The sequence below is a fragment of the Vallitalea pronyensis genome, from assembly GCF_018141445.1.
In the GTDB taxonomy this organism is placed as follows: Bacteria; Bacillota; Clostridia; order Lachnospirales; family Vallitaleaceae; genus Vallitalea; species Vallitalea pronyensis.
In genome coordinates this window covers 4,445,814-4,468,886 of record NZ_CP058649.1, presented here as the reverse complement: position 1 = coordinate 4,468,886, position 23,073 = coordinate 4,445,814, and the positions used below count along the sequence as shown (strand labels likewise).

Below are 23,073 nucleotides of genomic sequence, written 5' to 3'. Positions count from 1 at the left end.
TATCCATGACAAAAACAAAAAAATCAGTATGTAAGCTTTTTATTACGATGATACTCATCTTATCCTTAGTCACAGCTTGTACAAAAGATAGTCGTCAAACCAATAGTGATGGCGATAAAAACCCTAAGGGTGAAACAAATCAAGAAAGCGGGTCAGAAGATGGTATGAAACCCATTAAATTTACTTGGGTAAATTTCGGGTTGGATTCAAATAACGGACTCTCCGATAGCAACGGTGATATGTCCCGTTGGATTGAAAACAAGTTTGGACTTGACATCACATTTGAACATGTTGCTGAAACAAACATATGGGATCAGTTAACCTTATGGGCAGCAGGAGGCAGTTATCCTGAAGTGTTCACAGGGACAGCTCGAGCAGGCGTACTCAATACGGGTGCAGGTGTTAAATGGGCTAACTTAACCCCTTATTTTAAGGATGCCAGTAACTACCCTAACTTGACCAATATACAGGAGCATCATTCACGTTCTCTATCGGCTTTAAAAACCCGTGATCAAGAAGAACACATTATTGGTTTTCCTATTGGCATGAATTATAATCCTGGAGAACCTAATCCCGATGAAAACTACATGTGGGGTTGGTGGATGCGTGATGATATTCTACAAGCCGTTGGTGGTCAACGGCCAACGACAATTGACGAGTTTACAGACATGCTTCGCAAGGTAAAAGATTTGGGCTTAAAGCAGGAGAATGGTCAACCTGTCTACCCGTTACTCATGCCGCCAACAGATTGGCAGTCTCAATCCGCATTTTTTATGGTATGGGGGTTGAATTGGGCAGGTTTAGCAAAAGACGGCTATTATCAATTCTGGGGATATACAACGCAAGGATATGAATCCATGAAATACCTTAACCAACTCTACAATGAAGGGTTAATTGACCCGGAATGGGTAACGCAAAAGGATGAAATGTATCAAGAAAAGATTAGAAACGGTGCTGGAGCGGTTATCCCAGGTTATAATGATTATCGCATCATTGAAGAAATGAAAGAAGCTGGCAAGGATTATACCTATACCGTTATACCAATACCCAAAGTTCCAGGTATTAGTCGTCCATTCCCATTAAATGGCTTATCCAGTCCAGACCCAACTTCTGCTATGTATGTAACGTCTAAGGCATCCCCCGAGTTATGTCAACGACTAGCCAATCTATGTGAGTGGTTCCAAACAGAAGAAGGAGCACGTTGCTTAGAATTAGGAGCTTCACCAGACATGCTTGAATTAAAAACATCTGGTGCGTATGAAGGCAAGTATTGGTATAAAGATGCATTCCAAGAATTGGATTACGTCACCCATGGTGATACCACTGCTGCTCGAATACGGCATGGTGTGATACCCTTATATACTTTTGGACCTCAAGGGACGAATTATACAAATGATGTATTAAAAATTCCTTCCATATCCAATAATGATGCATCCATTTGGGCGAAAGAAAATCATGAATGGATATCTGCCAATAACAACATCAGTTATATGGGGGATTTCGGTCCTGAAAACTTCTCAGATGATATGAATGCTATTAATAATCAGATTTGGTCCATTGCACCGCCAATCATATTCCGTGCTTTAATTCTGCCACCAGATCAATTTGAAGATACCTATAAACAGTTGATTAAAGAATTAGAAGAAATGGGAGCTAAAGAATTAAATGCCTATAGGTATCAACAAAGTAAAACATTTATGGATGCTAACAACAATGGGGATGTACCGGAAGATTATCCTTATGCGGACTTATTTGAAGAGGTTAAACCATAAATATAATCATATATTGACCATATCGTTCAAGTGATACAAGACGATTGGTATTTGAAAGGGTGTGTTGTGTGAGGAGTCAATTAAATCCACAACGAATAAGCATGCTGAGAAAATTAATAATCGGTGGCATACTGATACTGACATTTGCCTATGTGTTCTTCAACAGATACGGCTTTGAGAAGACAGACAGTAAGATGGAAGGGGATGAATATGTGATGCAAAGGGATTTTCCTATAGAAGAAGGAGAAGAAATCATGTTCAATGATTTCACAACAAAGCCGAATACCTTTAAAGGACTTCTTCTTAAAGGAGCAGAAGAAGGAGCATTCAACCTATCCAATGGATTATTGGATATGCGTACGGATGCTGCCAATAGTATATATGGTGTACATGAACCGAACACAGTATCTGGACACTTCTATGCAGAGGTAGCCTTTACAGAAGATGATAACGTTGGATTAGCACTTGTCCAAGAAAAAGATGGTCAACCTGATCCAACTAATTTTACATCCATGAATGTAACAGCTTATAGTAACGGCACAATAGCTGTACAAGTCAGTGATTGTCAAGAAGGACGTTATAATGTGTTGGATAACACGGGAAAATTGGAGGACTATTCTAGGTATCGGGTTACCCTTCAAAACCAATATTCCGTGCCTTATGACAGTACCGATAAAAAAATAAGGATATTTCGTGATGAGGGTTCTGGCTTTTTTCATTTCTACTATGCTGTGAAATTGATGGTTAATGGGGAGTGGAAACATGGATGGATGGAACTAAGCCCTTCAAAGGATTGGGCAGATGAAGGGACGCATTACTATGTTGTTCCATATGTTATCAATGGGGCAGAAGAGTCAGCACATGCAGGGTTTCAGTATGTGAGGGCCGTTCAGAAACCACCAGTGGATCGTCAGGATACCGAAACAGGTTTTAAAGTCACAAAAAGAGATTATAACTGGTCGGGTCAGAGCGGTGAAGGTTTGGTACTGACTTTTGGTGACCATTTTAAATTCAAAGATAAGGATGTTAAATTTGTATTCTGGTCTGAAGCATCCTATGTACCTGCTTGGCATATGAACAACCAATTGCTGTACACCTATGAGTTTGTAGAAACTTGGGCTGAACGGGGATGTTATGAACCCATGTCCGACCGATTGGGTGCATATTCAAGTGTTGAAGTACTGGAAGATAATGATGTGCGGAAGGTCATTCATTGGCGTTACATATTGGTAAACCCAGATTATAAAACACCTGACCATGGACAAGGTACAGACATGCCACAGGTAGATGAATATTATACGTTTTACCCAGACGGGACAGGCGTACGGCATATCGTATACACACCCAAATTAGATACAGAATTTCGTAAGTGGCATGAGCTTGGTGAACTTATTGTCATTGCCGGTACCCAGTCTAATCCCATTGACCATATAGCGGAACCTGGTCTAACGGCTATGAATTTACAGGGTGATACCGTCAATTTCTTCCCAGGAGAGGCCTTTGATAAGAGCATTAACAATTGGCCTCAAGTGATACAAGTGGCACATTTTAAAGATGCTCCTGATGCCTATTGTGCGTGGTCCCATACACAAGACATTCCTGACACGTATGGGGGCTATGAAGTATCCATGGATATATCTTGGCATCATACAGGTTATCAAATGGTACACTGGCCCGTTGGCAAAGAACCTTTTCAAGAAGATTTCAAAACAATGGGTACTTGGCAGGCTCAAGTGGCTCATACCAGCTTGTGTGGCATAGAAGTATGGGAAGATGGTAGTGACTTATGGCTTGATCATTATAAAACAAATAGTGAAGGGCGTAAGCATAGAGAATGGGCATCCCTTATTGGGGTTAATGATCCCATGGACTTAGAACAGACCAGAAATCAAGTGAAATCATGGCTTTACCCTGGTGTAGTAAAGACATTGACAGAAGCCTTACAATTTGAAAGCATCGATTACTATAAAAAAGAACTTGTGTTTAAACAAACCTCCAAAACAGATACCTGTCATTTTATCATTGACCCAACTACTGAAGATACCACCGTACAAAATCCCGTATTTCGCATCAAGGGATGGGATTCAGAAGCTTTTAAGATGTATCAAGATGATGAGCTGCTTCATCCAGGGAAAGATTATGCATATGCCTTGACAGATGACGGATTACTTCTTTGGATAAGAACAAGTTTTAACAAGTCTTCAACATTTGTCGTGAATAAAGAGTAGATTATTCCACAATTGTAAGAGGTAAAACCGTAGCTCTATGTTTTAAAAGATTGGAAGTATTAGAAGATAGACAAGTTTTAGCTAATGATACTCTTAAGCTTCTGTTCAAAGAGTATGCGCTATGCCGTAGGTGGCTTCGCTTAATGCTAAACGTGTCTATCTTCTTCTTGGTTTTCATGATATCTTAATTATGGCTTCATATAAAGTTATATATATGTTAAAATAATTTTACTAGCATGAATGCTTGACTTATCTCGCTGTTCTAGGCGTATGAGGAGATGTGAACATGAATAAAAAAAGCATAAAGTCACTGGTGATACTCTTGTGTGTGTTATGCGTTACAAGTTGTACAAATCATCAAGACAATACACACGTTAATGTAAATCATGAAACGAATATCCAGGGACTTGATATGTCAGAAGAAGTTGAACTCACTTTTTATTTATTGGGACCAGAACCAAGTGATATTCTTTCGGTAGCAGAGGAACTGAACAAACGTACACGAAGAGACCTTAACTGTACGGTTAAGTGGGTCTTCCTAGGTTGGGATAAATGGGATCAGAAGTATAACCTGGCTCTTTCCTCTGGTGAAAACATTGATTTAATTTATACAGCAAAATGGGCAGATTATCAAGGCTATGCAAGAAGAGGTGCTTTTATGCCTCTCGATGAAATGATTCCAAAATACGCACCAATCAGTTGGGATGAGATGACACAGGAACAATGGCGAGCAGCACAAATAAATGGAAAGATATATACTGTACCATGTGACTGGGTCGAATACGATACCAATGGCATTGCTTATAGAGCAGATCTAAGAGAAGCATTCGGCATCCACAAGCCCATTGAAACCGTTGAAGAAATGGAAGCCTATTTTGATGCAGCCAAGAAAGCCAATCCAGACATGATTCCATTTAATGTGACCTCACTTGAGCTTGCCAATAGGGTTCAGATGGCAGCTGGGGAATTAGGTTTTATCCTAGATGGGGCTGCCAAGCATTTTATTGCAACGGAAACCTACCATAGTAAAAAAATCATATCTTTTCTGGAAACTCCTGAATTTGAAACATACTGTCAGACCATGAAAAGGTGGTATGATAAAGGCTATTGGTCAGAGAATATATTGCTTAATCAGGTCTCGGGAGGCACTTTTTTTAGTAATGGCGAGACGCTGGCTATGGATGCTAATCTGAATAAAGTAGCTGCTTATTATAAGAGTTTTGCAAGTTCGCATCCCGATTGGGAAATAGAGTTTTTGCCAGATGCAATCATAAGAGGCGTGGTTCATCCAGCTCCATCCATTAGAAATGGTGTTGCCCTATCAAGAACTTGTAAACATCCAGAAAGAGCACTTGCTTTCATTGATAAGTTGCGATATGATCCAGATTATTACCAATTGACCAATTATGGCATTAAGGATAAGCATTATACCATGGATAAGGAGGGGTTTCTATCCATGGTAGAAACAACAGGTGATGACTGGTTTGGTTACCAGTCCATGCAGCCGTGGGGATGGCATATAGACAAAATGGAACTTCCTACAAAAAATGAATGGTCTGGATTTAAACCTCACACAGAAGCATTATCAAACATAGCTGTTCCAGACAAATATGACGCATTTGCTTTTAATTCTAACCCAGTTTCAGCAGAAATATCCGGGCTTTCCCAGGTATACATGAAGTATGTGCTGCCTTTGATGGTAGGCCAAGTAGATGACGTCAATGAAGCACTTGCTGTTGCCATTGAAAAAGCCAATGAAGCTGGTCTGCAAAAACTCATTCAGGAGGTCCAAATGCAGGTGAATACCTATTGGCAAGAAATGGCATATGAGTAGTACTACTGGGGGAAAGACATATGGGAAAAATAAAAAACATACGTGTAGGTAAAAGTAAGGCTTACTATTTTAAACTTGTGATGTATATAACACTGACAATAATCGTAACAATCGTCATACTGTCATCCATTCTTTATAGGGATTTCAAACGTTTAACATCTGAACAGATCTATACATATATGCATACCTCTTTGCACCAACTTAGTAAAAACGTGGAGCAAAAGATTGACGCGGTGAAAAATATATCCATGCAAATCTATTATGATCAATACATCCAGAAATTCTTTTTCAATTTTAAGCCCTCTACGGCAGATATTATTGATGGGTCCAATCAATTGGAAAACTATCGCTACATATCGGATATTATTCATTCCATCTATGTGTACAATGATAGTACCAAGTCTTTTTATGTTGCAGCCAAAGAGGAAGTCAATTTGTTGGAAAGCAAAGATAATTTTTATGACGAAGCTATCCATAAACTCTTGGATGACTATGAAAAGCCTTTTGTACCCATTCCAAGAAATATACCCACTTTTTCCATGAATACCTATCAACAAGGTTATGATGGGTACAGTTTTATTTTATGTGACCCCCTAGGTAATGAATGGAATAACAGTGCCATTATTACCAATGTGTCAGAAGCAACCATTTCCAATCTGATTAAAGAAACCTATCGGGACAACATGAAGGGTTCCATATGGATTATTGATCATCATGGTCAATTAATGGTGAGTACTGAAACGAGGCCTATGTTTACAGATGTTTCAAAAGAAAAGTTTTATAGCAGCATACGCAATTCAGAAGCTGCCAATGGCTATCTGATTGATCAAGTCGATGGTGTAAAATCCTATATCGTTTATTCATCACCTGATAGCTTAGGTTGGCAATATATCAGCATTACACCCTATCAAGATATTGTTAAAGCACTCAATAACAGAAGGAATAAAGTCGTTAGTCTTAGCTTATTCATTCTTGCTATAGGCATGATGTTAGCCATCTTTTTATCAAAAAGACTTTATAAGCCTGTAAAAAAGATGTCAGCCAATATTGAATCTCTTGAATCAGAAGTAAGAAGTGGTTATTATACCATAAAAAATGAAACCTTAAGGAAGATTATTTTAGATTATAACAATTTTGATGGGAAAGTCATACAACATATCTTTGATAAGTACAATATACAGTTCGATTTGGAATCCCATATGATGGTTGTACTGTTTAAAATAGATCAATACCGCCATTTCTGCAATGCTTATAACATGAAGGATAGAAACCTAATGAAGTTTGCCATCATGAATATCGCTTCTGAGGTATGTTCAAAAGAATGTTATACAGAGCCTATTGATATGGGGGAGGACAGCATATGTTTACTTCTAAGTATAAAGGCTCAGGATTTCGACCCCATGATAACATCCTTTGAGAGTCTTCTAAAACATATACAAGCTGCTATATTGAAGAATCTAGCATTAAGTGTTTCTATAACCGTGAGTACCATAGGAGAATCGCTGCAACATGTGACATTTTTATATAACCAAGTGGTTGAAGCTTCTTTTCACAGGCTTTTTTATGGCCCAAGTTGTATCATCTATTCGACTACCATTGAAAAACTTAAAGCAAAAGAATATAAATACCCCATTCAAAAAGAGAAACAGCTTATAGATGCTCTTATGTTAGGCAATATCGAGAACGTGAAACAGAAGTATTTTGAGATCATGGATATGATATCAAAATTCCCCTATGCTACAGTGAATATGGCATTTACACATTTTGTTTTTAATATTAAAATGGCTTTTGATACCATACAGAAAAATAAATTCCCAAACTTGCCCATGAACATCAATATCGGTATCTCACTGAACGATTATGAAGGGATTGACGATATTAACCATTATTTTATAAAAGCCTTTGAAAGTTTATCCGAAATGATTGAAAGGCATAAATGCAGCAGGAATCATGAGCTGGTAAATAAAGTCATGGCTATCATCAGTCAGGAGTATAAGAATAAAAACCTATCCCTGGCATATATTGCTGATGCTATTGATCTGACGCCGAATTACTTAGGACGCCAGTATAAAAACATCACATCAAAAACCATCTCTAATGTAATCATGGAAACCAGAATTAAAAAAGCAGAGGAACTGTTAACATCAACGCATATGTCCATCGCCCAGATATCCGAGCAGACAGGGTTTACCAATGATGGCTATTTTTATAAGGTTTATAAGAAAGTGAATGGCATTACCCCAAGCGAATATCGAAGAAATCATGGGCGCCTAAGTAAGTCATAACCATGTTTACATCCAATCAATACAGAAGTATTTAGGATAGGTGTAAAAAAATATTCAAAGGGGTATTGACAAACCATCCACAGGTTGATATAATGATAAAAATATTTTATCACAAAAAAGCGATAACGTATAAAAGCAACGAAAAGGAAGAGTACATTATTTTCGAAAAAAAGAGAGGAGATGTTGGTGGAAATTCTCCATGAAGAAATGATGGAAGGTAGCCTTGGAGCTGTGAACCGAAATCTTAGGAGAGTAGGCCTCAACGGAGTCCCACCGTTATAAGGGAGCTAATATCAGATAAGCATCACCATGTATCTTGTATTAGGCTAAGTGGCAGTGATTGCAATCAAGGTGGTACCGCGGAGACTATAACCTTCGTCCTTTATATTAGGATGGAGGTTTTTTTGTACCCTTTGTTAGTTGGTAATGGCATGTTAAAGGGAATACTAATTGTAGATGTTGTTGTATATAAAAAAGGAGATGATCAGTATGTTATTAACAGGTGCTAAGATTGTTGTTGAATGTTTAAAAGAACACAAGGTAGATACGATATTTGGTTATCCAGGAGCTAATGTTATTCATATATATGATGTGCTCTATGGTGATAAGGCTATTAACCATATTCTAACTGCTCACGAGCAAGGGGCTTCCCATGCCGCAGATGGCTATGCCAGATCAACAGGTAAGGTTGGTGTATGTATAGCCACATCAGGACCTGGTGCCACCAATTTGGTTACAGGCATAGCCACTGCCTACATGGATTCTGTACCAATGGTGGTCATAACAGGTAATGTACCTGTTCATTTACTGGGTAAAGATAGTTTTCAAGAGGTGGATATCACAGGTATAACAGCACCCATTACAAAGCATAATTATATTGTCAAGGATGTAAATCGATTAGCAGATACCATAAGAGAAGCTTTTTATATCGCAAAAGAGGGGCGGCCAGGACCTGTTCTTATTGATATTCCCAAGGATGTATCCATGAATGAGGCTGAGTATATCCCGAAGGAACCAAAAGAAATCATAAGGTCTAGAGAGGGGATAACAGAAGAACGGCTTCAGGGTGCCGTTGACTTAATAGAGGCATGTGAAAAACCTTTTATTTATATAGGCGGCGGTGTGGTACGTTCAGAAGCATCGGATGCATTACTTGAATTAGCAGAGAAGATAGGAGCACCTGTTGCATCGAGTCTTATGGGTCTTGGTGGTTTTCCAGGAACACATAAACAGTTTACCGGTATGATTGGCATGCATGGTACCAAGACATCCAATGTCAGCATTACAAAAAGTGATCTTATCCTTGCCATAGGCGCAAGATTCAGTGATCGTGTTGTGAGCAATGTAGAGAAATTTGCAAAGCATGCGAAGATATTGCATATCGATGTGGACCCAGCAGAAGTGAATAAGAATGTTGTCACGGATCATTATATTGTAGGGGATATAAAAGAAACATTAAATGCCTTGAATAAAAAAGTGAAGAAAATAGATCGAAGCAGTTGGATCAATGACGTGGTAGCTTATAAAGAGAAGTACCCGATGACTTATGATAAGCATACATTAACAGCTTCCACCATCATAGGCAAGTTGGATGAACTCACAGACGATGAGACCATTATATCCACAGAAGTAGGGCAGCATCAGATGTGGACAGCACAACATTTTACCTTCAACCAACCAAAGGAGTTCCTAACATCAGGCGGATTAGGAACCATGGGTTATGGACTAGGAGCAGCTATAGGTGCTCAGATAGGTAATCCAACCAAACGGGTTATTAATATAGCTGGTGATGGCTGTTTTAAGATGAATCTTATTGAATGTGCTACCCTTGTCAATTATAAACTGCCTGTTATGATACTGCTTATTGATAATAATGTACTTGGTATGGTACGCCAATGGCAGACCCTGTTTTTTGATAAGCGATATGCTTCTACGAACCTTAACCATCAAACCAACTTTATTGGGTTAGCTGAGGATTTTGGTATGAAAGGTTACGAGATTAGCCATATTGATCAAGTAGAGGACATACTGCAAAAAGCTTTAGCACAAGAAGGACCAGTGCTCGTTCATTGTAAGATTCATGAAGATGAGAAAGTATTTCCTATGGTTGCACCAGGAGAATCCATTGATGCTCTTATTACGGAAGGATAACTATCGTATCATGTATTAGAAAGAGCATTGATTACCATTTAATCACTAAAGTATAATACCAAACGGGGCTGTTTCATCAAAGTAAAATAACGTCAATATCATAGGAAACTATAAGAGGTTAAGCGAAAAGCGCAGCCATGGACGGCGAAGCGCAGACCCTCTAAACATGGACGTTTAGGGGTCTGAAAAGCTTAACCTCTTATAGTTTCCAGAAACTTCTAGCCAACAAATTCCTTTGATGAGGCAGCCCCATTTTTTTATAATCTGTAATATAATGAGGTATTCTATTAGCATGTAGTTCTACATTGCTAAAATGGTGGACGACGCACCCCAATGGTATGCATCAATAGCTTACATGCGTGTAAGGTTAAGCAAATTTTTGTAAGGCAAATAGATGGCTAAAAGATAAAGTATCTATTATAATATGTTTATCGCTATACATAGCCAAAGGATGTATTATTTGTTCGTTAGGGTGGAGAGTCTAGGAGGAAGAACATGAAACCGATTATCCAAGTAAAGAATGTGACAAAGATATATGGGTCAAAATCCAATAAAACAGTGGCCCTTTCCAACGTGAATTTTGACATCAATAAAGGTGAATTTGTAGGTATTATGGGACCTTCAGGATCGGGTAAAAGTACATTATTGAATGTGATTTCCACCATTGATAAGACAACAGCAGGTACCATTATCTATGAAGATAAAGATATCGGTACGCTAAAAGAGAATGCTCTGTCTGATTTTCGTCGAAAAGAATTAGGGTTTATCTTTCAAGATTTTAATCTATTAGATACGTTAACTGTAGAAGAAAACATTGTGCTGCCCTTAGCCATTTCAAGAATACATGTTAAGCAGATTAAGGAAAAAGTAAATGATGTTGTACGCATTTTAGGCATTGATGATATTACCCATAAGTTTCCATATGAGATATCAGGTGGGCAGAAGCAGAGAACTGCAGCTGCACGAGCCATTATTAACAACCCAAGAATGGTTTTAGCAGATGAACCAACGGGTGCACTGGATTCTAAATCATCCAAGGAACTACTGGTATGCATGAAAAAGTTGAACAAAGAACTAAGCAGTACCATCCTCATGGTAACCCATGACCCATTTGCCGCCAGCTATTGTGACCGAATTTTATTTATCAAAGACGGTAGTATCTATTCGGAATTGATGAGTAGTGGGGAGCGTAAAGCATTTTATAACCGGATTATTGATGTATTGGCCATGTTGGGGGGAGACTTAAATGACGTATTATAATATCTTTTTCAACAACATGAGAAGGAATTTTAAAAACTATTATATTTACTTAATGTCTACCATATTCAGTGTGGTTGTCTATTATCTTTTTGCATCCATTAAATACAATCCCCAAGTAACAGGTGTTGTCGAAAGCAATACCAATATTTCTGCGTTATTTGGTTTTACAGGTGGTATTGTGTTACTGTTTGCATTGATATTTATCGGGTATTCCAATTCATTTTTTGTGAGAAAGCGTAAGAAGGAGATTGCGCTCTATTCCCTTATGGGTATGAAAAAGAAACGTGTCGTCAACATGCTCTTTATTGAAAATATTATCATTGCTGTCATTTCTCTGATACTTGGCATTGCCCTGGGAACCATGTTTTCCAAATTATTTATTATGGCTTTATTGCGCATGTTAAATCACATGATCTATGTTGAATTTACTTTCTCAATGGAAGCAGCAAAAGATACCGTGTTATTTTTTATGATTATATTTGTTGTTGCATCCATTAACAGTTATAGAGTCATTAAAAAAATACAGCTTATTGAATTGTTTTCAGCTTCAAAGCGAAACGAGAAGCCTTTTAGGACACGTCCCCTAATTGCCATTATCTCATTTATTCTAGTGGCTTTTGGTTACTGGTTATCCCAAAACATGTTTAATGGTCTTCTTCTGATTAATATGCTGGTTGTTTTAATGACGGTTATTTTAGGCACCTATGGGTTATTTATTTTTTTCTTAGAATTCTTTACAAAAGTACTCAAACGGAGAAAGAAAATGTATTATAAAGGCAACAATTTACTGGCAATCTCCAATACCGGTTATCGTATTAGAAACCATTCCGTTACATTAGCTACTATCGCCATACTCAGTGCAACAACCATTACGGCACTTGGTATGGCATATAGCGTTTATTATGATTTTAATCAAACCACAGAGGCAAATTATCCTTTTACCTATGTGTATGGGTATAAAGGTGATGCCTTGGATAAAGAAGTCATGGAACTTGTGAAGAATAGCAAAGAAGCGGTGTTAATTGGCAGTATGAAGATGTCAAGGGCAGAAATAGTTGCAGCATATATAGGGAAAGATGACCCTAAGTTTGGTAACTTAGGACTGAGGTTATCGGACAAGCTTTTCTATCATGTGCTATCCAATAGCCAATACAATGAATCCATGACTATTCGAAACATGGTAAACGATCAAATATCTTTGGCAGAAGATGAATGTTTATTGGTCTATACAAGTTTTGGTTTGGATGATTATGATTATACCAAAGGCGGCGTTTTTGAACTTAATCTTAACTTTAACCATAAAAGAAAAGTGAAGATTATGGATACAAAAGAAAAAGCGCTTATTTATAGTCGCTATAGCTCCAAGTATATCGTTGTAAACGATGCGGTATTTCAGGAATATGTTCGGTTAGGAGCAGATGCTGCCAGCTATACATGTATTAAGACGACGAACCAGTTAACCAGTCAGCAGCTGGCACAAGATATAAGACATCTTATACCTGAAGATGCTCAGCTAAAAGTATATTATGAAGATTACAGTTTTGTCAATCAAACCTATGCTTTATTAGCTTTTACGGCATTTTTTACAAGCATCGTCTTCCTCTTATCTACAGGAAGTATCATCTACTTCAAATTAATTACAGAAGCCAATGAAGAAAAAGAACGGTTCACTATTTTGAAAAAAATTGGCGTCAGTAAGCAGGATATTACCTGGTCCATCAAGAAACAAATGCTGCTGATGTTCATCGTACCACTCATCGTAGGACTGGTCCACTCATCCTTTGCACTTAATGCTTTTAGTACACTTCTTGATGCTCAGATTCTTATGCCTGTTATGATAACCATGGTTGGCTATAGTGTCATTTACTTTATGTATTATGTATTGACTGTAAACTATTATAAAAAGATTATATTGAAATAAAATAAAGACTATCTCATCAGGTGGCTTTTCTAGATATTAGAAAGCGATGATAGATAGTCTTATTATGATGATTTAATTACATGTCATAAGCCATTGGATTTTTTCCCTAACCTCTTTTGGTAAATAGCCACGTAATAATCTTTCTAGCAATGTGGGGTTTTGAATACCATGCACTAACAAATGATTCTCGATCATCATGACCTTTGATTGTCTATTAGGAATGAGTTGGTAAATAACATACCAATCTTCTAGAGAGGTTAAGGGAATAGTGATACCATTAATTTCTATATTGTCCGTAATGGAAGACGCATCGAAACCGTAGGAAAATACACCATCTTGGCATTTAATTCTAAGCCCTGCCATTACATCAACATCAAACCCTTTTATAATATATTCATAAAAAAACTCTGTAGCATAGGTGGTTGTTTTATAGGGTTTGCTCTTTATACCAATGTTTTTAAAGAGATTATCTACTTTCTTTATATCGTTTGTAGCAACCAAAATATCAATATCTTTAGGTTGTTCTACTAACCCATGATAATGAAGTAATACCGATGCCCCAACTCCCCACACCACACCTTCATGATTAAGTTTCTCGCCAATATAAGATAAGGTATTAAACATTATTTTTCACCTCTTATCTCATTTCCAATTTTTTAAAGCTTCTTTGACAGAACGCCTCATTTCTTTAGAAAATTCAGCACCTGTTTTTCTTCCATACATGAATTGTCCAAAATTATTGGCATGATAGTGGTTAGTTGGACTTATTTTATTATCGTTTTTTGCAAACATGTCACGTAATGCTTCATCGGATAATCTTTTATAGGTTTCATTGAATACGATATAGTCTTTTGCATATCTTTCCCTTGGCGTTCTTGGCATATCTTCTGGATAATACCCTAATGTTAACATGGCAACAGGGAATGTCCATTGTGGTAAATGGAAAAGATCACGATGGAATTCATAGTTTTCCATGATATCACCAATGTAACAGGAACCGATATTTAAAGATTCTGCTGCTATGACAGCATTTTGAGCAGCAATAAGAGCATCACTTGCAGCCAATAATAAATCTGCCTCACAAGGCTCTTCATAGTCGATACCGTTATCACGGCAATAGTCTTTTACTTGACAGTATGTATAATAATCATACCACCGTTGATGATCCGCCAAGAAAACCAAAACCACAGGAGCCTTTGCAATGAAAGGCTGATGATCACAACTCTTAACCAATTGTTCCTTTGTATGTTGATCTTTAATAACCAATATAGTATACAGCATCATGTTTCCTGCTGTTGGTGCTCGCATGGCACTATGTATGATGGTGTCTAAGTCTTTATCTGCAATATCTTGGTCACGATATTTTCTTAAAGATATTCGGTTGTTAATGGTATTAATGATTGTATTCATGATTAAACCTCCTTAATCAATATATGTTTTGAATTATAGCATATTCATAAACAAATTAAAACAACCATGGTGGTGCTTAATGTCATTAAAAACATTGTGCGTAAGCACTTTTGACTTTGGTAAAATAATCTCCTATAATGGATATATTATACATAAAAACATATCTATGATGATAATTAGTATGATTATTATGTAAAAGGAATAGGTAAATCTACGAGATAGCAAAATGTATAGTCGATTTTATTATTTTAAGTTTGCTAAGAAGAGATGTGTTAGAATAAGGAAAACTTAAAATTTGTATTGCAGTACTAAATGAATATAAGAAGATGTCTATCGTATAAAAAATGTTAGGAGATATGTACAATGAAAAAGAAATATATTGTTACATTAATGATTATCATCACTGGAATCATGATATATAACATGAAAAATAGTAGAGGAGAAATACTAAAAATAGAACCAAATCCAGAAAAAGGTTTTAGTTATGAATATTATCTATATATACCTAAAGGTGCAGCTCAAAGTGAAATAAAATATATGTTAGTTGAACCTAATAATGGAGGCAGAGCTAGCGATAATCATAAAGACCATGTACTTGATGCAAAAAGATTACTGTTATCAAAGTGGTGTAATAAGATGGCAAAAGCTTTAAAAACACCCTTGTTAGTGCCCGTATTTGATAGACCAAAAAGTAATTGGAAAATGTATACACATGACCTAGATAGAGACACTTTAAAAAATAACGAGGGGAAATTATCTAGAATTGACCTTCAGTTAATTAATATGATTAAAGATGCACAAGAAAAGCTTAGAGATAAAGGAATTGTCCTTGAAGATAAAGTGTTTATGCATGGTTTCTCTGCATCTGGGAGCTTTGTAAATAGATTTGCAGCGTTGCATCCAAGATATGTAAAAGCTGTTGCATCTGGTGGAATTAGCTATATGCCTATCTTACCTAGGGATGTTTGGGAAGAAGAAAAACTGATATATCCTATCGGTGTATATGATATAGAAGAAATCGCAGATATACAATTTAATCTAAGTCAGTATAGGGATGTGGCACAATATATATATATGGGGTATATGGATGATAATGATCCTCTACCATATGATGACTCCTATGATGAAGAAGAAAGAGACGTAATAAAAAGGTTCTTAGGTATACCATTGATGGGGAGATGGGAAAAATCGAAGGAGATTTATGAAGCATTGAATATTCCAGCACAATTTGTTGTCTATAATGGGGTAGAACATGAGATTAAAGACGAAATGTTAGAGGATATTATTCACTTTTATCAAGCAAACAATAATGAGGGGATACATTACATACAGTCATATCAGTATCCTTTTATGGAAAAGCATCAATTAGAAAAGGTACATATAAAGGACGGATATAATCCATGATTGGGGGAATGACATTGGAATTAGTACGATTAAATATAGATAAAAAACACGAATTATTAAAGCTGTGGGAAGTAGCTTTTGAAGAAGACGAAATATTTGAGGATTCATTATGTGAACAGTTTTTTTCTCAATTAGATCTCTGGCATTATACATATGGATGGTTACATAAGGACAAGCTTGTATCCACTTATATGACATTAGATGTAGATGTGCGTATTAGAAATAAAGTGTTGAAAGCCCATTATATTGATGGAATAGCTACCTTACCTACCTATCGAAGACAAGGATTAGTACATAAACAAATGTATGAAGATGCTATGAGGTGTAGAGAACATCACATTCCTATCATGCTGGTAGATCCTTCACGAGATTCTTTTTATCGGAAGTTTGGATTTGAGTTTGCTATGGATAAATATAAGATTTTGTTAGATAGGGATTTTTTCCAAACAAATGCGTTGGAGAAAACAGGTAATGTTGTTAAGGGACAAATGGATAATAACGAATTAAAACAGGCTTATCAGTTCATTAATCAATGGTTATGGCAGCATTCTCGATATAATGAAATGTTATGGCCGCCTTGTTATGAAGATATAAAATATAAACGAGATGATTATAAGTTAGCCGTTGCCCACAATGATGATGGTAAACCCATAGGTTATATCATATATGCTATTCATAATCAAGAAATAGTGATAGAGTCTATTCGGTATGTAACCCTTGGGGCTCTCTATGTTTTGAAGCATTATATGTTGAATATTGATGAGGAAATATCAACATACGTCTTAAATAGTATACCTCAAGATTTCCCATTGGATTTATTCTTAAAAGACATAGGTAGGCCAGAAAAACGTTTGAAACCTTATAGTTGTATGACGAGGATGATGAGGATTGTTGATTTTCAAGTAGCTTTAGAAGCGTTAATTATCCAAAAACCGGAGATACCTATATGTATGGCTATAGAAGATACCATCATAAAAGAGAATAGTGGGTTTTATACTTTGTTACCATCAGGTCGTATCATAAGGAAATCATGTGAATGTTTTGTATCAAGTACTATAGAGGATATTGTACCATTACTTAGTGGATTAAAATCAGCGGAGACATTATATTACAATGGAAAAATTCGGGTTAATGATGTGAGGAATGTTGAACAGAATATTTATAAATTACCGAGGATAATAAAGGTGCTTGATAGCATCTTACCTAAGGTGACAACGTATAATGCAGATGAATACTTAGCGCCATAGAATGGAAGTAGGAATTAGGAGTTTGTAGGATAATGTGTGTTTTTTTGCAATAGGTGTTGTTATTAGATTACTATGACCCTGATTAGTAAGAGGGGAAGAACTGGCAACGGGAGGTTACGTGAACGATATAGTGTGTTCATGCACTCTCGTTGCGTTTGTTGCTTGGAGCTGTTTTAAAGGAATGGCAACAAGCCGCAAAAGTCGTTTATGAACACACTATATGGTATACCTCCCTCCCGTTGTCGGTTATTTAACATACCCCTTAAACCGGTATCCATAATATTAACTTAAAGCATATACCTGTTGTATATTTTTTAATTGATTTACAACCCAACTCGTGATATTCTATCCATATTGCGAGTTTTTTTATATTCAAGCAGCTCTATCAAGAAGAGTATCAAATGAAGCTCTAGTTTTAGCATAAAAATGGTATAAAATTCCTGTTACAGATATAGGCAGATATAGACAAAATGAGGTGTGAAACATATGTTAAGTGTAGAAAAAGTAAACCATGACTTTGGTGGACGCATCATTTTAAGTGATGTATCATTCCGTTTAAAAAAAGGTGAACACGTGGCACTTGTGGGACCAAATGGTGAAGGTAAAAGTACCTTTCTAAAAATCATTACCAATAAACTCATGCCCGATGAGGGTATCATTAAATGGTCACCAAAAGCGAAAGTAGGTTATTTAGACCAACATGCTGAACTGCAAAAGGGAAAGAGTATTCGAGATGTGTTAAATGAAGCATTTGAAGAAGTCATTGAATTAGAAAAAAAGATGCTGCAGATATATGAAGAAATGGCCAATTTTACAGATGAAGAGATGGCTGTAAAACTTGAAGAAGCAGCGGATATACAGACCACATTAGATCATAGTGGGTACTATATGATTGATGCAAAAGTGGAAGAGGTTGCTAATGGTTTAGGTCTTGGGGATATTGGTCTTGATAAGGATGTAAGTGAATTAAGCGGTGGTCAACGGACGAAGGTTCTGTTAACAAAATTGCTGTTACAACGTCCAACAATTTTATTACTTGATGAGCCAACGAACTTCTTAGATGAAAACCATATTGAGTGGCTAAAAAGGTATCTACAGGAGTATGAAAACAGTTTTATTCTAATATCCCATGATATACCGTTTATTAATCATGTTGCAACGGTGATCTATCATATTGAAAATGGCGAATTTACCAGATACACAGGTAATTACGATGATTTTAAACGTATGTACGATATCAAAAAACGTCAAGCAGAACAAGCTTTTGAAAAACAACAAAAAGAAATTGAGAAATTAGAAGATTTTATTGCCAGAAATAAAGCAAGAGTAGCTACGCGAGGTATGGCCAATAGTCGACAAAAGAAATTGGATAAAATGGAACGGATAGAACGTGTTAGGGAGAAACCAAAGCCAAAATTTGGATTTAGGTATGGACGTGCTTCTGGTAAGATTGTATTTGAAGCCAAGGACCTTGTGCTTGGTTATGACGAAGCATTAACCAGTCCATTAAACATGACACTGGAGCGGGGCAAACGCATAGCTCTCAAAGGCGTTAATGGATTAGGTAAATCGACTCTGCTAAAAACGCTAATGGGTATCATCAAGCCATTTGATGGAAAGGCAATTCAAGGAGATTATTTAGAAGTGGGCTATTTTGAGCAAGAGAGTGACCCCAATAACAGCAACACGGCTATTGAAGAAGTATGGCATGAATACCCAGCGCTTACCAATCTGGAGGTAAGAGCAGCTTTAGCAAAATGCGGCTTAACCAACGATCATATTACAAGTCAGATGAAGGTGCTCAGTGGTGGTGAAGCAGCCAAAGTGAGATTATGTAAACTAATGCTGAGAGATATTAATCTATTGGTATTGGATGAGCCTACCAATCACTTGGATGTTGAAGCAAAAGAAGAACTAAAAAGTGCAATCAAGGCGTTCAAAGGTACACTGCTTGTCGTATCTCATGAGCCAGCATTCTATATGGATTTGGTTGATGACGTTTGGAATGTGGAAGATTGGACAACCAAGGTCATATAATCTTAGGAAAATATGCCCAATAAATGCTCTAGGCTCTGTTAAAAACTAGTGGAATGGCTAAAAAATAATGAAAATAATTGTAAATTTCCTTGAAATTCGTTATAATAAGTGAGGAAAATCTAAGATGTGACCATGTTCGTCACACTAGAAAAATATAGTGAGCTACTTTTATTGAGCCTTTTCATAAGGACACTTCAATTTCTAATTGAACCTTTTGTACTTGGATTTAAGTAACAAAAGGCTAAATTAAAAATTGAAGTGTGAATCAATAGAAGTTTGACATTCTATATACTAAGAGGATTTGATAAATATTTATCAAATCAGAATTTCATTTAAGAAAGGATGAAGAGAATATGATGTACACTCATGAAGTGAAAAACATGTGTTGTGTTGCTAAAGGACCTAATCATGGGCCAGCACCAATTCCTCAAGAAGGAAGATGGGTTCAAGCCAAAGAAGTAAAAGATATTTCTGGTCTTACTCACGGTGTAGGTTGGTGTGCTCCTCAACAAGGTACATGTAAACTTACTTTAAATGTTAAAGATGGTATCATTCAAGAAGCTTTAGTTGAGACCATTGGATGTTCAGGTATGACACATTCAGCAGCAATGGCTTCAGAGATCTTACCAGGAAAAACAATCTTAGAGGCATTGAATACAGATTTAGTATGTGATGCCATTAACACAGCCATGCGAGAGTTATTCTTACAAATTGCTTATGGTAGAACACAAACTGCTTTCTCAGAAGATGGGCTTCCAGTAGGTGCTGGTTTAGAAGATCTAGGTAAAGGTCTTCGTTCACAAGTAGGAACCATGTACGGTACTCTTGATAAAGGTCCTCGTTACCTTGAAATGGCAGAAGGCTATGTTACGGAGATTGGACTTGATGAAGATAATGAAATCATCGGGTACAAGTTTATTCACTTCGGTAAAATGATGGATATGATTAAAACTGGTATGGAAGCAGCAGAAGCAATGGAAAAAGCTACAGGTACATATGGTCGTTTCGCAGACGCTGTGAAAACAGTTGATCCAAGACAGGAATAGGAGGTTAGTAATATGGCATTATTTGAAGGATACGATAGAAGAATTGAAAGTATTAACAAAGCTCTAGGCGAATTTGGTATTGCTTCATTAGAAGAAGCAAAACAAATCTGTGATGATAAAGGCATTGATGTACATGAACTTGTTAAGTCTATTCAACCTATCTGTTTTGAAAATGCATGTTGGGCTTATACACTTGGTGCAGCAATAGCGATCAAAAGAGGTATTACCGTTGCAGCTGATGCAGCTGATGCAATTGGTGAAGGCTTACAAGCTTTTTGTATTCCAGGTTCTGTTGCCGATCAAAGAAAAGTGGGTATTGGCCATGGTGGTTTAGGTGCTATGCTCCTTAAAGATGAAACAAAATGTTTCGCGTTCTTAGCAGGACATGAGTCATTTGCTGCTGCTGAAGGTGCTATCGGTATTGCACGTTCTGCAAATAGAGTTAGAAAAGAGCCGTTACAAGTTATCCTTAATGGACTTGGTAAAGACGCTGCTCATATTATTTCTAGAATTAATGGCTTTACATATGTTCAGACTCAATTTGATTATGCTACAAGTGAATTAAAAATTACAAAAGAAAAAACTTACTCTGATGGCGAAAGAGGAAAAGTTCGATGTTATGGTGCAGACGATGTACGTGAAGGTGTAGCAATCATGCATCAAGAAGCTGTGGATGTATCCATAACTGGTAACTCAACCAATCCTACACGCTTCCAACATCCAGTTGCTGGAACCTATAAAAAAGAATGTAATGAAGCAGGTAAGAAGTACTTCTCAGTAGCTTCTGGTGGTGGTACTGGTAGAACACTTCACCCAGATAACATGGCTGCTGGTCCAGCTTCTTATGGTATGACAGATACCATGGGAAGAATGCACTCAGATGCACAATTCGCAGGTTCTTCATCTGTACCTGCTCACGTAGAGATGATGGGACTGCTTGGTATGGGTAATAACCCAATGGTAGGTGCAACAGTTGCTGTTGCGGTTGCTATTCAAGAAGCAATGAATAAGTAATTTACGTATACAATATTATAAAAAGAAAGCCATAGAAACACGTGTTTCTGTGGCTTTTTTTATGCATCACCCTTCAACCAACTCACAATATTTTTGAATTTAAACGCAGTGCCAGCAGGGATTTTAGGTGTAACCACATCACAAGCATGACACAATTTGTTTTTATTGCGATCAGTGAGCATATTCTGTCTGACCGTATCGTATACTTTACCATACCATATATCTATTAGACGATGTTCACAGAGATCGCCCATGGTAACACTGCCTGTGGCATCATTACAACATAAGCTTAGTTTACCATCAGGGCGAACGACGACTTGTTCAAAAGGGTACATGCATGCAGATTTTAAAGTATTTTTTTTAGTTGTTCGATTCTTAGCCTCTCCACCTCGATTAAGAAGAATTTCATTCTCTTTTCTATAATAAATATGTACTTTATCTTGATAGGATTGAGTCTTAATATAGTCATATACCTGACGAACACCTTCATGAAGTTCGAAAGTATCACTGTAGTTGTCAATGGTCATCCAGTCCAAATATAGCATCAATTTCTTAAAATAATCAAGCGTTAATAAAGTACCATTAGTGAAGAGATAGAGTGTGGCATTGGGTAGTTTTTCCCGCGTGAATTTAAGAAATTCTAATAAGCGTTTATCAAGGAGCGGTTCGTTATTAGAATACAGGCCAATGCTTCCTTTATAATTCAGCTCAACCAGTTGGTTAATAATGGATTTAAACAGATCTTCATCCATCTTTTTGTAAGGGCGGGGATCAATATGGTGGTTAATAGGACAAAAAGTGCAAGAACCGTTACAACGATTAATGGTTTCAATCTCAATGGTTTGAAAAACAGGAAAAGGTTGCGATGATAAATAGTTTTTTGCTTGTTTTTTACTTAAAGACTTAAATAAACGGTCAAAAAGTACAATGCCTGTTGGCAAGATATATGATTCCAATAGGGTTGGATGTTTTCGTTCTAAATAAGATTTTAGCTTACCTAAAACGGTATTATAGGGGTTAACTAACATCTATAAAATCTCCTTTTTATGATTTTAATATTACTGTATTAACACTATAATACAGTTTCATGTATTTGTCAACACCATCACGATTAGATTTGTCCATAACTGAAATACAACATTTATATTCAGAAGTTTTTGAAAAGAACATGATGTTGTCATAGAAACAGATAATGGTGCTTTAAAAAAGTAAATTATTTACAATCAGCTGAAAGCATTCAATAGTCAACTTTCAAGAGAACGCATGTCTAAAAAAATTTTGATTTTTACTTAAAATGTGTTATACTATATGTAGTGATATTTTTACAAGTCATTTTTGTATATATTATCTAAGTTTGGCTTCGTGCCGAACTCTATTGATTTATTATTAGTATTATTATTTTTCTAGTGAGGTAATAGAGATTAAGACATAGGTGTTTCACGTGTTATTTTTATAATCATGAAA

15 protein-coding genes and 1 other annotated feature are annotated in these 23,073 nt (G+C 36.6%); of the genes, 12 read left to right on the top strand and 3 right to left on the bottom strand.

Annotation, left to right across the window (positions count from 1 at the left end; genetic code table 11):
• Positions 1-5 precede the first annotated feature (5 nt).
• The 7 genes from HZI73_RS18545 (at position 6) to HZI73_RS18515 (ending at position 13,451) form a co-directional block, all read left to right on the top strand.
• A complete protein-coding gene (locus tag HZI73_RS18545; RefSeq protein ID WP_212694856.1) occupies positions 6-1,772 on the top strand; it encodes a type 2 periplasmic-binding domain-containing protein in 1,767 nt (588 codons plus the stop codon).
• Between the two features lie 68 nt (positions 1,773-1,840).
• Positions 1,841-4,000, top strand: a complete 2,160-nt coding sequence (locus HZI73_RS18540) for a hypothetical protein (protein ID WP_212694855.1) — start codon at positions 1,841-1,843, stop codon at positions 3,998-4,000.
• 286 nt (positions 4,001-4,286) lie between these two features.
• Positions 4,287-5,834, top strand: coding sequence for an extracellular solute-binding protein (locus tag HZI73_RS18535; protein WP_212694854.1), 1,548 nt, complete (start codon positions 4,287-4,289; stop codon positions 5,832-5,834).
• 20 nt (positions 5,835-5,854) lie between these two features.
• Positions 5,855-8,119 (top strand): AraC family transcriptional regulator, encoded by a 2,265-nt coding sequence (locus tag HZI73_RS18530; protein ID WP_212694853.1) that lies wholly within the window; start codon positions 5,855-5,857, stop codon positions 8,117-8,119.
• A gap of 129 nt (positions 8,120-8,248) precedes the next feature.
• Positions 8,249-8,505, top strand: a binding site (T-box leader).
• Between the two features lie 103 nt (positions 8,506-8,608).
• Positions 8,609-10,270, top strand: coding sequence for a biosynthetic-type acetolactate synthase large subunit (gene ilvB / locus HZI73_RS18525; protein WP_212694852.1), 1,662 nt, complete (start codon positions 8,609-8,611; stop codon positions 10,268-10,270).
• A 495-nt stretch (positions 10,271-10,765) separates the two neighbouring features.
• Positions 10,766-11,530: an ABC transporter ATP-binding protein gene (locus HZI73_RS18520; protein ID WP_212694851.1), complete on the top strand. Its 765-nt coding sequence runs from the start codon at positions 10,766-10,768 to the stop codon at positions 11,528-11,530.
• Positions 11,517-13,451: an FtsX-like permease family protein gene (locus tag HZI73_RS18515; protein ID WP_212694850.1), complete on the top strand. Its 1,935-nt coding sequence runs from the start codon at positions 11,517-11,519 to the stop codon at positions 13,449-13,451. The genes HZI73_RS18520 and HZI73_RS18515 overlap by 14 nt, the downstream gene beginning before the upstream one ends.
• Before the next feature lie 72 nt (positions 13,452-13,523).
• On the opposite strand, the gene HZI73_RS18510 is transcribed toward HZI73_RS18515, so the two are convergent.
• Together HZI73_RS18510 and HZI73_RS18505 are read right to left on the bottom strand one after the other, a co-directional pair.
• A complete protein-coding gene (locus tag HZI73_RS18510) occupies positions 13,524-14,075 on the bottom strand; it encodes a nucleotidyltransferase family protein (protein WP_246552210.1) in 552 nt (183 codons plus the stop codon).
• Positions 14,076-14,093: 18 nt separating this feature from the next.
• Entirely contained in the window at positions 14,094-14,861 is a 768-nt protein-coding gene (locus HZI73_RS18505) for a nitroreductase family protein (protein WP_212694849.1), read from the bottom strand.
• Between the two features lie 363 nt (positions 14,862-15,224).
• Between HZI73_RS18505 and HZI73_RS18500 the strand changes: the two genes are divergently transcribed.
• The 5 genes from HZI73_RS18500 to HZI73_RS18480 all read left to right on the top strand — a co-directional run bounded on the left by HZI73_RS18500 (position 15,225) and on the right by HZI73_RS18480 (position 21,609).
• Positions 15,225-16,265, top strand: coding sequence for an alpha/beta hydrolase family protein (locus tag HZI73_RS18500; RefSeq protein ID WP_212694848.1), 1,041 nt, complete (start codon positions 15,225-15,227; stop codon positions 16,263-16,265).
• A 14-nt stretch (positions 16,266-16,279) separates the two neighbouring features.
• A complete protein-coding gene (locus HZI73_RS18495) occupies positions 16,280-17,512 on the top strand; it encodes a GNAT family N-acetyltransferase (protein WP_212694847.1) in 1,233 nt (410 codons plus the stop codon).
• Positions 17,513-17,998: 486 nt separating this feature from the next.
• Complete coding sequence (locus tag HZI73_RS18490) at positions 17,999-19,549, top strand: ABC-F family ATP-binding cassette domain-containing protein (protein WP_212694846.1); 1,551 nt, start codon at positions 17,999-18,001, stop codon at positions 19,547-19,549.
• A gap of 353 nt (positions 19,550-19,902) precedes the next feature.
• Positions 19,903-20,595, top strand: coding sequence for an iron-sulfur cluster assembly scaffold protein (locus HZI73_RS18485; protein ID WP_212694845.1), 693 nt, complete (start codon positions 19,903-19,905; stop codon positions 20,593-20,595).
• Between the two features lie 12 nt (positions 20,596-20,607).
• A complete protein-coding gene (locus HZI73_RS18480; RefSeq protein WP_212694844.1) occupies positions 20,608-21,609 on the top strand; it encodes a GGGtGRT protein in 1,002 nt (333 codons plus the stop codon).
• A 59-nt stretch (positions 21,610-21,668) separates the two neighbouring features.
• Here the strand turns inward: HZI73_RS18480 and HZI73_RS18475 are convergent, their stop codons facing one another.
• Positions 21,669-22,637, bottom strand: coding sequence for a radical SAM/SPASM domain-containing protein (locus HZI73_RS18475; RefSeq protein ID WP_212694843.1), 969 nt, complete (start codon positions 22,635-22,637; stop codon positions 21,669-21,671).
• Positions 22,638-23,073: the final 436 nt, after the last annotated feature.

Coding starts and splice junctions, on each gene's coding strand:
- HZI73_RS18535 (WP_212694854.1), top strand. CDS start 4,287: ATGAATAAAAAAAGCATAAAGTCACTGGTGATACTCTTGTGTGTGTTA.
- HZI73_RS18500 (WP_212694848.1), top strand. CDS start 15,225: ATGAAAAAGAAATATATTGTTACATTAATGATTATCATCACTGGAATC.
- HZI73_RS18485 (WP_212694845.1), top strand. CDS start 19,903: ATGATGTACACTCATGAAGTGAAAAACATGTGTTGTGTTGCTAAAGGA.
- HZI73_RS18510 (WP_246552210.1), bottom strand. CDS start 14,075: ATGTTTAATACCTTATCTTATATTGGCGAGAAACTTAATCATGAAGGT.
- HZI73_RS18490 (WP_212694846.1), top strand. CDS start 17,999: ATGTTAAGTGTAGAAAAAGTAAACCATGACTTTGGTGGACGCATCATT.
- HZI73_RS18505 (WP_212694849.1), bottom strand. CDS start 14,861: ATGAATACAATCATTAATACCATTAACAACCGAATATCTTTAAGAAAA.
- HZI73_RS18545 (WP_212694856.1), top strand. CDS start 6: ATGACAAAAACAAAAAAATCAGTATGTAAGCTTTTTATTACGATGATA.
- HZI73_RS18520 (WP_212694851.1), top strand. CDS start 10,766: ATGAAACCGATTATCCAAGTAAAGAATGTGACAAAGATATATGGGTCA.
- HZI73_RS18530 (WP_212694853.1), top strand. CDS start 5,855: ATGGGAAAAATAAAAAACATACGTGTAGGTAAAAGTAAGGCTTACTAT.
- HZI73_RS18475 (WP_212694843.1), bottom strand. CDS start 22,637: ATGTTAGTTAACCCCTATAATACCGTTTTAGGTAAGCTAAAATCTTAT.
- HZI73_RS18515 (WP_212694850.1), top strand. CDS start 11,517: ATGACGTATTATAATATCTTTTTCAACAACATGAGAAGGAATTTTAAA.
- ilvB (WP_212694852.1), top strand. CDS start 8,609: ATGTTATTAACAGGTGCTAAGATTGTTGTTGAATGTTTAAAAGAACAC.
- HZI73_RS18480 (WP_212694844.1), top strand. CDS start 20,608: ATGGCATTATTTGAAGGATACGATAGAAGAATTGAAAGTATTAACAAA.